The organism is Campylobacter portucalensis (assembly GCF_009690845.1).
GTDB lineage: Bacteria > Campylobacterota > Campylobacteria > Campylobacterales > Campylobacteraceae > Campylobacter_B > Campylobacter_B portucalensis.
Window position 1 is genome coordinate 1 of record NZ_VWSJ01000071.1, and the last position, 4,076, is coordinate 4,076.

Below are 4,076 nucleotides of genomic sequence, written 5' to 3' on the forward strand. Positions count from 1 at the left end.
AAAAGATTTAAATGTATCAGCTGCTATATCAGAAATACTAAACAATATGCTTGATAATTATTCAAACCTAAAGACTAAAAAAGAACAAGTAGAGATGCTTCCATCTTTAATAGATGAGTGGGTAAAAACTAATTCTAAGATAGACATAAACAACTACTCTTTAAATAAAGCTACTATAAGTAAGACAACAGATACAAATTCTAAGATAATAGATATCTTAAACAAACTTTCAAATTTAGACAAATCAAGTAGTGATTATGAAACAAAAAAAGATTATTTAAAAAATGAACTAAAATCTCTTACTTTAATAACTGACAACGATAGTATAAAAAACTATGACAAACTTATAGAAAATGTAAAATATGGTGGAGAAATTTCACTAAATAGTAAAACTATAAGAGTTACTCCAACTGGATTAAATAGAGTAAAAAATTATCAAATAAGTAAAGAACTACTTGATGAGTTTAATAGTATAAAATATAAACTAAAAGTAATTGATAGCTTTACAGGAGTTGTAACTAAACCACTATATTATACAAGCGAGAATGATGTAAAAGATATCATTAACCATATAAATCAAGCTTATGATAATATCTTAGACTACTCATATAAAACCCTACTTACTCAAACCAGACTAAAAGAATATATGAATTTATTAGAACTTGATGTTGAAACTATAGAAGCCAACGGAACTATAAAATACTCTTTTAAACTAAACTATGATAATGCACTTTCTAAATTTAAAGAAGTAAATAACTCTAACCCCAAAAAAGCCTTTACAGACTTAGCTGAGTTTATAGAGTTATTTGAAAACAAAAACGATATAAAAGATGGCTTTACTCTCTTATCAAATTTTGCGAATAAAGCTAAAGAAGCTGGAGTTTTAAAAGAGTATTTAGATACCTTAAGCAGTAAAACCATATCAAATCTCTCTACTATATCTGGCACAAGTAAAGATGATACCCTAATAGGCACAAATATCTTAGATGGTAAAGACACTCTTTATGTCTTAGCTGGAAATGATACTTTAATAGGTGGAGTTGGAGATGATTATTTAATAGGTGGAAAAGGAAGTGATACATATCTATATGAAGATAGTAACTTTGGAAAAGATATTATAGATAACTATGACACTACAAATATAAATAATCCAAATCTCTTTGAAAATAAAAGTGATAGTATTAAATTTACAAACGACATAACCAAAGATGATTTAGTATTTAAAAGATATAGTAGTGATTTAATAATATTTAAAAAAGATGAAGCAAACTCATATCTATCATCAAATTCCAATCAAGCAAGCACAAGTAATTTAAACTCTAACCAGCCATCATCAAATAGTCAATTAAATTATAATAACCTATCTATAAATGATATCTCAAATTTAGCTAATACCATAACTTTTAAAAACTTCTTTAAAGATGATCTAAATTTAAACTATGTAGTAGATAAGATTATATTTAAAAATCAAACTATGACTTTAAATGACATCATAGATGAAGTTATGAAAGTAAGTGAAGATAATGATAACCTAGAAGTGTTTTATAAAGATAAAGATTATACTATAAACTCTCTTGGTGGAGATGATAGGATAATTACTAAAAATGGTAAAGATAATATACTAGCTGGAAGTGGTGATGACACTATAGACTCAGGCAATGGAAATGACTATATAGATGGTGGTGATGGTGATGATGATAGTGCAACAAAAAGATACAAATTCATACAAAATTTAACAAAGCTAACAAAAAGTAACCAAATAGCAACTAAAAAGATTTATAATTTTAAAAGTTATAAATTTGTGGGGTAAAGGCAAAAGATGGCAAATTAAAATCAATTAGAATTAACTAGCAAAAGAATATTTTTAGTTAAAATTCAAGCTGTTATATTTATGGTTGCTATGGTTTTGGCTTTATATTTTGGCTGGTTAAATTCTAGTCTTGCTAATGATAATAAAATAAGTGCTATTAACATATTAGTCGCATTAACAGAAGCTATTTTTTATAAAGTATATATTTTACTTTTATCTACGATTATGGTTTGTAAAGTATTTTATCTTTCTAATTATAAAAATTCTAAAAGATATTTACTTGGCGTGCTGTTAAATTTATTGCCAATTTATATATGCTTTATAAATTTATACGCATTAAATAATTTATCTATAACCCTAATCATCTCTTTATTTTGTGGGCTTTTTTATATATACTCTATATTTATTGTGCATAAATTTTATAAATCAACAAATCAAATTTCACTATTTAAATCATTTATATATTTAAATTTTTCAACTATTTTTATGTTTTTTGCATATATTGGTTTATTATATGATATTTATGCTACTAAAGAAAAAGAGCTTGGGCTTTTTATGGTATTATTAGGTTTAGTTTCAGTTATATTTATACCATTATCAGTTTTATTATCAATCCCACTAAATTTAATAAGCGAATATAGATATTTTAAAAAAGATTTAAAAACAAATAGTCAAATAAACCTATAAAACTAAATTTAATACAAAGGATAAATAATGGATTTTTCATCTAAAAAACCAATGGATATGTCATTAGGTAAGATTAAAGAACAAGCAGCTCTATCTGCTAATAGCTATAAAAAACACTATGTAGGCGAAAAAGTAACTATAAATGGTAACTCTTATGTAGTAGAGAAATTTACAAATAGTAAAGATAGTGGCTTTTCAGCTACTTTGTATAGAAAAGAAAACACAAACAAACATACAATTGCTTATCGGGGAACAGACGATTTAAAAGATGGCTATACCGATGCAAAAGCTTACTTTAAAAATCTCAATAATCAAAACGCTGATAGAGAAAAATTTACCGAAGAATCAATAAATCAAATATCAAAAAACTTTTGATGATTATGTAGTTGATGGCGGGGATGATGCAACAAAAAGATACAAATTTATAAAAAATTTAAAAAATAAAATAAAAAGTAACCAAATAGTAACTAAAAAGATTTATAATTTCAAAAGTTATGAATTTGTGGCGTAAAGGGACACAAAAATAAAAAGAATAAATTTAAACAAAAGGAGCGAATTTGAAACAAATCTTTAAAATAATGCTTTTTCTATCTCTAATATTAAGCTTTGGTTTTGGAGATAAGATAAAAGATAATAATACAACACTACAAGAGCAAAATTTAACTAAACAAGTTGATAAGAATTTTAAAATGAACTTTATAAATAAAATCTTGTATGTGTCTTTTATTTTTACATTTTCATCAATGAGTGTTATTTTACTTGACTTAAATTTTGATTTTAGAAGAGATTCTGTTTCTAAGCAACTTAAGTTTGAACTAGCTAAACAATCTTATAGAAATCTTTCAAATAGCAAACTTCAAACCCCGTTTGGAAAATTAGTTAGCTGGATTTTGTTTGTTTTCAATTCAGCTATATATATTTTAATGTATTTAGGAATTATAGGATTAATTTTAGGAATACTAGTAAAAATTACATATTAAAAAGGAGTAAAAATGCCAAACAATGATTCAAACACTACTAAGTCGGGAGCTAAAACAGATACGTTGGAGTTAATTTCTAACGGAATCCAATTTGGTGTCAAATTTCTTCCAAGAGGTTTAAAAAGACGTCTTGGTGAATTAAGTGCTGGCAAAGGTGGAACTACTGCAAGTAGTGCAAATTTAATGGAAAAAATAAATAAAGGTACAGCAACTTGGAAAGATTATGCTGATGTTGGGGCTGATGTTTTGGTAACATTGGGTACTACTTTACAATTAGTACCATATATGCCTGCCAAGGGAGTTGGAAAACTTTTTTATGGTGCAGGAACTCTAATAGGTGGTGCCAATTTAATGGACACAATTATAAATAATGAGTATGTACAAGATGTAATTGATGCACTATCCTTTGGCTTCAATCCCTTTGACCCTAGATGGCAAGGTAAAGACCCTGATTGGCTAGAAGACATAAAGGATTACTGGAAAGATTTCTTTAACCCAACAGCTGACCCCCAACTTTACGACCCAATCACTCTTGACCTTAACGGTGATGGTAAAATATCAACTCTAAATTTAAGCGATGGAGTATATTTTGATCACAA

The 4,076-nt window shown here is 26.7% G+C and carries 4 protein-coding genes and 1 pseudogene; all 5 read left to right on the forward strand.

Features of this window, described 5'->3' with window-relative positions:
- Positions 1-1,810, forward strand: a pseudogene (locus tag F1B92_RS09420) (hypothetical protein); the annotation flags it as partial.
- Positions 1,811-1,891: 81 nt separating this feature from the next.
- Entirely contained in the window at positions 1,892-2,497 is a 606-nt protein-coding gene (locus tag F1B92_RS08665) for a hypothetical protein (RefSeq protein WP_195836344.1), read from the forward strand.
- A 27-nt stretch (positions 2,498-2,524) separates the two neighbouring features.
- On the forward strand, positions 2,525-2,872 hold the full coding sequence (locus F1B92_RS08670; RefSeq protein WP_154571442.1) for a hypothetical protein: 348 nt from the start codon (positions 2,525-2,527) through the stop codon (positions 2,870-2,872).
- Between the two features lie 182 nt (positions 2,873-3,054).
- On the forward strand, positions 3,055-3,477 hold the full coding sequence (locus F1B92_RS08675) for a hypothetical protein (protein WP_154571443.1): 423 nt from the start codon (positions 3,055-3,057) through the stop codon (positions 3,475-3,477).
- Positions 3,478-3,540: 63 nt separating this feature from the next.
- A partial coding sequence (locus F1B92_RS08680) for a hypothetical protein (RefSeq protein ID WP_229770999.1) occupies positions 3,541-4,076 on the forward strand: 536 nt, incomplete at its 3' end.